Source organism: Criibacterium bergeronii (genome assembly GCF_001693775.2).
In the GTDB taxonomy this organism is placed as follows: Bacteria; Bacillota; Clostridia; order Peptostreptococcales; family Filifactoraceae; genus Peptoanaerobacter; species Peptoanaerobacter bergeronii.
This window is the reverse complement of record NZ_MBEW02000042.1, coordinates 1-7,124: the sequence shown is the minus strand read 5'-3', so window position 1 is coordinate 7,124 and position 7,124 is coordinate 1. Positions and strand designations below refer to the sequence as shown.

Annotated in this window: 6 protein-coding genes; 4 read left to right on the top strand and 2 right to left on the bottom strand. The window is 35.1% G+C overall.

All coding sequences use genetic code 11. The annotated features are described in order from the left end of the window. From BBG48_RS10220 to BBG48_RS10210, 3 genes are all read left to right on the top strand, one after another. The coding region (locus tag BBG48_RS10220; RefSeq protein ID WP_408608359.1) for a GTP pyrophosphokinase at positions 1-311 on the top strand (311 nt) is incomplete at its 5' end. 236 nt (positions 312-547) lie between these two features. Continuing rightward, on the top strand, positions 548-2,485 hold the full coding sequence (locus BBG48_RS10215) for an acyl-CoA dehydrogenase family protein (RefSeq protein ID WP_094754472.1): 1,938 nt from the start codon (positions 548-550) through the stop codon (positions 2,483-2,485). Positions 2,486-2,508: 23 nt separating this feature from the next. Beyond that, entirely contained in the window at positions 2,509-4,092 is a 1,584-nt protein-coding gene (locus BBG48_RS10210) for an FprA family A-type flavoprotein (RefSeq protein ID WP_330410383.1), read from the top strand. A gap of 290 nt (positions 4,093-4,382) precedes the next feature. Here the strand turns inward: BBG48_RS10210 and BBG48_RS10205 are convergent, their stop codons facing one another. Next, positions 4,383-5,096: a B3/B4 domain-containing protein gene (locus BBG48_RS10205; RefSeq protein ID WP_068913887.1), complete on the bottom strand. Its 714-nt coding sequence runs from the start codon at positions 5,094-5,096 to the stop codon at positions 4,383-4,385. 498 nt (positions 5,097-5,594) lie between these two features. Here BBG48_RS10205 and BBG48_RS11050 point away from each other — a divergent pair, with 498 nt between their 5' ends. After that, entirely contained in the window at positions 5,595-5,741 is a 147-nt protein-coding gene (locus BBG48_RS11050; protein ID WP_158527929.1) for a hypothetical protein, read from the top strand. Positions 5,742-5,786: 45 nt separating this feature from the next. On the opposite strand, the gene eno is transcribed toward BBG48_RS11050, so the two are convergent. Next, positions 5,787-7,085, bottom strand: coding sequence for a phosphopyruvate hydratase (gene eno, locus BBG48_RS10200; protein WP_068913888.1), 1,299 nt, complete (start codon positions 7,083-7,085; stop codon positions 5,787-5,789). Between the last annotated feature and the right edge of the window lie 39 nt (positions 7,086-7,124).

The window sequence follows — 7,124 nt, the reverse complement described above, 5'->3', positions numbered from 1 at the left end:
TAAAAGATTATATAAAAGAACCAAAGCCAAATGGATACAGCTCACTGCATATTATTATAAGCACACCGATTTACCTTGCCGAAAAAAGAGAAGAAGTACCTGTAGAAATTCAAATCAGGACAATAGCCATGGACTTTTGGGCAAGCTTGGAGCATCAAATGAAATACAAAAAGACTATGACAGAATCAAAAAAAGTTATTTTGAAATTGAAAGAGTGTGCTGATAGCATAATGGAAATAGATGAAAAAATGCTAAATATTAGAAGGAAAATAGATAGAATGGATGTAGCACAAGATGACAGCAATTATTAATAAAAATTTTAAAAAATTTTTTCTAATTTCTTGACAAGATATAAGCCATGTGATAGTATACTAAAAAGATGTATATTTTAGAAAAGGTTTTTCAAGCCGAAATTATTTCATTATAACCAATCATATATTATTAGATATGATAACTGGAGCTTTCAAGGAAAACGGCTTCCTGAATTTGTTAACATCAAGTAATTAACATAAATAAAAATAATATGAAAGTATTAAGGGAGGGTAATATGTTTTACACTACAACTAAAGAGCATGAAGAATTTCGTAAAAAGGTTAGGGAATTTGCTGAGAAAGAGGTAAAACCCATAGCATTTGAATTAGACCAAAACAGCCAATTTCCGGATGAAGTCGTTAAAAAAATGGGTGAACTGGGCTTTATGGGTATTCCATACGCAAAAGAATACGGCGGTGCCGGACTAGACGTAATCAGCTATGCCATATGCGTAGAAGAATTATCTAGGGTTGATGGCGGTGTAGGCGTTATAGTATCTGCCCATACATCACTAGGTTCATATCCTATTTCAGCCTTTGGTACAGAAGAACAAAAAAAGAAATACTTAGTGCCACTAGCAAAAGGTGAACATATTGGTGCGTTTGGACTTACAGAGCCTAACGCAGGTTCAGATGCAGGTGGTACAGAAACAACAGCAGTTTTAGATGGAGATTATTACATCCTTAACGGCGGAAAAATATTTATAACAAACGCCGGTAAAGCTGACACATATATTATATTTGCAGTAACAACTCCAAATATAGGTACTAAAGGTATATCAGCATTCATAGTTGAGGCCGGATACGAAGGCTTTGACGCATCTATGCACTATGACAAGCTTGGTATCAGGTCTTCTATTACATCTGAATTGAGCTTTAACAATGTTAAAGTACCAAAAGAAAACTTACTTGGTAAAGAGGGCGAAGGCTTTAGAATAGCTATGATGACACTAGACGGCGGAAGAATAGGTATAGCGTCTCAAGCACTAGGTATTGCTCAGGGAGCTTACGAATCTGCCCTTGGTTATGCAAAACAAAGAGTACAGTTTGGCAAACCAATCTCTGCACTTGAATCAATCCAATTCAAATTTGCTGAAATGGCAACAAAATTAAGAGCAGCTAGATTATTAATCTACTCTGCGGCAGAATTAAAACAAAACCATGAAGATTACTCAGTAGAGGCTGCAATGGCTAAGAAGTTTGCATCTGATAAAGCCTTAGAAATTACAAATGATGCACTTCAGATTTATGGCGGTAGCGGATTTATCAAAGGAATAGACGTTGAAAGATTTTACAGAGATGCTAAGATAACTACTATTTACGAAGGTACTAACGAAATCATGAACGTTGTTATCGCATCTCACATAGTAGGCAGACCACCTAAGAAAGCTAAAAAATCAGCATCAATAATAGCTGCAGCAGCTCCAAAACCAATTACCGGCATAAGAAAAGGCAAGATATTTAAAGATGGTAATATCGAAGAACAAGTACACGAATTAGTAGAATCCTTGAGAAAAGATGGACACGATTTCTCACTAGGAATAGATATAAACACTCCTATAACAGAGTCTTCAAGAGTAGTTTCTGCTGGTAGAGGTATAGGACCTAAAGAAAATATGAAATTAGCTGAAGATTTAGCTAAAGCAGTTGGAGCATCTATAGGTGCATCAAGACCGGTTGCTGAAACTCAAAAATATCTTCCTCTAAACAGATATGTTGGTATGTCAGGACAGACATTCAAAGGCAACCTATACATCGCTCTAGGTATATCCGGTGCAGTACAACACTTAAAGGGTATCAAAAATGCAGCTACAATAGTTGCTATCAATAAAAATGGTAACGCTCCAATATTCAAAAATGCTGACTATGGTATAGTTGGTGACATCAACGAAGTAGTACCTGCTCTTATCAAAGAATTAGGCGGAGCAGATGCACCTAAGCATGAAGGCGAAATGAAGAAAATTAGACGTGCAAAACCTGAAAAATTGACTCCAAGCTACAAGTCTTATGCATGTAATGGTTGCGGTTACGAATACAACCCAATGGAAGGAGACCCTGTTGGTGATATCGCTCCTGGAACAGAGTTTAAGAATATACCGGACGAATGGATTTGCCCAGATTGCGGTGAATCAAAAGAAGGCTTTATAGAAGTAGCTTATAAATACGCTAAATAATTTTAGTAGAAGAGAAGTTTAAAATGAAAGCACTTGATGCGTTAAAAAAATTGTTTGGTATAAAAGGCAGCGATATGAAATCTGAAAAAATTAATTTAAAAGAAAAAAAAGAAGAAAAAAAGGTATCTAAAAAATCCACTGCTACAACTAAAAAAACTCCTACTTCATCAGATAAAAAATCTGATGAAGTATTAGCTAAAAAACAAGAACAAAAAGATAATTCAAAACAAACTAAGCAGGAAATGAAAGAAGAAAAATTATCTAAGCAGCCAAAAGAAAATAAAAAAGAAGAACTAGTTGTAGAAACTGGCTCAAAAACTAAGCCACAAAAAACTGAAATCAAAGACGAAAAAAGTCTAAGGAGGAAACTTATGTTTTGTGTTAGAGAAGTAACAGACAATCTTTATTGGGTTGGGGGAAATGACCATAGATTAGCACTATTTGAAAATATTCATCCACTTACAAAGGGTGTATCTTATAACTCCTATTTATTAATAGATGGTAGTAAAACTGTACTATTTGATACAGTTGACTGGTCAGTATGCAAAGAATTTTTAGCAAACATAGAATATGTTCTTGATGGCAAAAAACTTGATTACCTAGTAATCAACCACTTAGAACCTGATCATGCCGGCTCAATAGAAGAAGTTCTTTTAAGACATCCTGAGGCTAAAGTTATATCTACAGAAAAAGGTTTCATGTTCATGAAACAATTTGGATATGATGTAGCAGAAGAAAAGAAAATCCAAGTTAAAGAGGGCGACACTCAAACCTTTGATAAACATACTATCGCATTTGTAGAAGGACCAATGGTTCACTGGCCTGAGGTAATGCTAAGCTTTGATACTGCAAATGGTGTATTATTCTCAGCAGACGCATTCGGTTCATTCAACGCATTAGACGGAAAACTATTCAATGACGAAGTAAACTTTGACAGAGATTGGATTGATGAAGCTAGAAGATATTATACAAACATAGTTGGAAAATATGGACAATTTGTTCAGGCATTACTAGCAAAAGCTGCACCACTTCTTCCACAAATCAAATTCATTTGCCCATTACATGGACCAATTTGGAGAAACGACTTTGCTTATCTACTAGACAAATACAATAGATGGTCTGCATATATTCCTGAAGAAAAGGGTGTATTAATAGTATATTCTACTATGTACGGCAACACTGAATATGCAGCACAAGCACTTGCAAGCAAGCTTTGTCAAAAAGGTATCACAAATGTAAAGGTGTGTGACGCATCTAATACTGATACATCTTGGTTGATATCTGACACATTCAAATACAGCCACGTTATAATCGCATCTGTAACTTACAACCTAGAAATCTATCCAAAGATTAAGACATATCTTCACGATATGAAGATGCTTAATGTTCAAAACAGAACATTTGCAGTATTAGAAAATGGCTCTTGGGCTCCTACAGCAGGCGATTTAATCTCTGAATTCCTTGATGAAGAAATGAAGATGATAAATGTACTTGACCCAATCGTTACCGTAAACTCTTCATTAAACAAGGATAAAGAGTCTGACCTAGACGATATGGTCGATGCAATAGTTGAGTCTGTAAACAAGACAAGTATAGATGTTGAATAGTAATAAATTTTATTATTTAGCAACTCCCTTTAATAAAATATTCAATTAAAAAATATCCACCTAGAAATGGGTGGATATTTTTATACTAAATTACTTTGTAAATTGTAGCATACATATTAAAAAGAAATTTATGCTACTACCTTATGCAAAAATTTTTATAATGAAAAATAATACTACATTTTCTTATGTAAGTCAGTATTATATACAAAAGGCTTGCTAATTTTAGGCAAGCCTTTGATTTAATATTTGAATTTAATAGCAAAAATGTCAGTAGTGGCGAATTTTTCTGTTTATTTTTCTACAACAACCTCTTTGTTGTTTATATCTAAAATGTGTATTTCATAAGTGCCGCCTAGCATTTTTTCTGACAAGTCCTTTAATTCATTTATTGCCTCTTTAAGTACGTCTTCTCTTTCGGTGTCAACATTTTCGATGATTAAAAATGCGTTTATAGTATCATCGGTCAGCATTGTTCTTTCAGACTCTCTCCAGTTCCAGCATCTGCATATTGCTCCGCTGTTGTCCTTGTATACTACTTCGCCGGGATATGGAGGTGCAGACTCCCCTGAACCATAGGTTACGAAATATTCGCCACCATCTGCTAATGTTAGCTTTACATCTCCATCAAAGGCATCTATATTTTCACCGCCACAAGGTAGGGCATATCTCAATGATATTGAGTTGTATATGTCGACTAACGGATTGATATTTCCGACCGGATTGTCTCCTCCGATACGTTTAAGCATTGCCTCTATAGAGCATCTTGCACCTTTTTTAGTTTTAAATTTTTGAAATGCCTCTCTCCAAACACTTACTACCTTATTTTTGGCAAATTCTGCCTCTGTTAAGAATTTTTCACCCTCCTGTTGGGCAAGTCTGAGTATTTTTTTAAATTCGCCGTTATTTTCAGGATAGTGGTTGTTTACTCCGTTTGCTACTATTATAGCGATTTTAGCATTTGGAAATAAATCCCAAAAGGGTTGCTCAATTATAAATTTTTTCATAATAACTCTCCATTCGTAGTATATTTTTTATTTAATACATATTATACACGATTTTTCAATAAATTATAATAGTAAAAGAGTTTAAATTTAATATTTGATAAAATTTAAAAAATGCTTAAAAATCAATGAATTTTTGCAATTCAAAAAAACTGAGGCAAGCATATTTCCGCCAGCTATAGTTCTATTTACTTGTTGTCTAGTGCCTATGTTGATACTTAACTCTATTTTATAGCTACTGCTATATGTGAGGGCACACCGAATGTGTATGCTGATAGCTTTGCTACATCTATTATGCTTTTTATGATTGCAACAGGTATTTATCTGATAACAAGAACAGTTACAATAAAAAGACTTTGTAATATTAGAAAATTAGAAAGAATTTTATAAAATATATTAACAGACTTGGTAGTAGGAACTGTTAGCAGAGGGCAAGGGCGTCCAACGTGTTAGTGGTTAAATACAAGGAAAGGATATTGGAGAGTATAAGATAGCTACATTTTGCACAGAACATTAACAAACAAATACCTTGCATCTCAGGAATATGATGACATATCCAAAAGATACAAGGTAAAAGCACTCAAATTATTGAACCGCCGTATACCTGACGGTATGTACGGTGGTGTGAGAGGTCGGCTACTCAAATAATGGGTAGCCGCCTACTCTCATAGGATTGTTTTTGTTATCAATTAATTATTTTTTTAGGTTATAGAAAGATTTTATACCTTTAAACTCTGCTGTTTCACCTAGCATTTCTTCTATTCTTAGTAACTGATTATATTTTGCTATTCTGTCTGTCCTTGATAATGAACCAGTTTTTATTTGTCCTGCGTTTGTAGCTACTACTAGGTCTGCTATTGTAGTATCTTCTGTTTCGCCTGAACGGTGAGAAACTACTGCTGTATATCCGGCTTCTTTAGCCATTTGGATAGCGTCTAATGTTTCTGTAAGTGTTCCTATTTGATTTACTTTTATAAGGATTGAGTTTGCAACTCCTTGCTGGATACCTTGAGATAATTTCTTAGTATTTGTTACGAATAGGTCATCACCAACTAATTGTACTTTTTTACCAAGTTTTTCAGTTAATAATTTCCAGCCTTCCCAGTCATTTTCATCCATACCATCTTCGATTGAGATTATTGGATATTTTTCTACTAGACTTGCAAGGTATTCTACTTGTTCAGCAGAGCTACGTTTTGCACCTTTTTCTCCTTCAAACTTAGCATAGTTATATACGCCGTCTTCATAGAATTCTGATGATGCACAGTCAAAGCCTAGGAATACATCTTTGCCCGGTTCTAAGCCTACTTTTTTGATGGCTGCAAGAATTGTTTCTACTGCATCTTCTGTACCATCAAATGTAGGAGCAAATCCACCTTCGTCACCTACTGCAGTAGATAATTTTCTTTCTTTCAATAATTTTGCAAGGTTGTGGAATATTTCTGAACCCCATTGAAGTGCTTCGCTAAAGCTTTTAGCTCCGGCAGGTAAAATCATAAATTCTTGGAATGCTATTGGAGCGTCAGAGTGTGAGCCACCATTTACTATGTTCATCATTGGCACTGGAAGGAGCTTTGCATTTACTCCGCCAAGGTATTGATATAGTGGTAAGCCTAGTTCTTCTGCTGCTGCTTTTGCTACTGCTAGTGAAACTCCTAGGATAGCATTAGCACCAAGGTTGCCTTTGTTTTGTGTACCGTCAAGCTCTATCATTGTTTGGTCGATTAATACTTGGTCAAATACGTTCATGCCGATTATTTCCGGAGCTATTGTTTCGTTTACATTGTCAACAGCTTTTAGCACGCTCTTACCCATGTAATAGTCTTTATCTCCATCTCTTAGCTCTACTGCCTCATACATTCCGGTAGATGCACCTGATGGTACAGATGCTCTTGCTATTACTCCTGATTCAAGCACTACTTCCACTTCTACTGTAGGATTACCCCTAGAGTCTAAAATTTGTCTTGCCCATACGTCTTCTATATAGCACATAATTTTCTCCTTATAAGTTTTATTTAATTTTCTACGTCA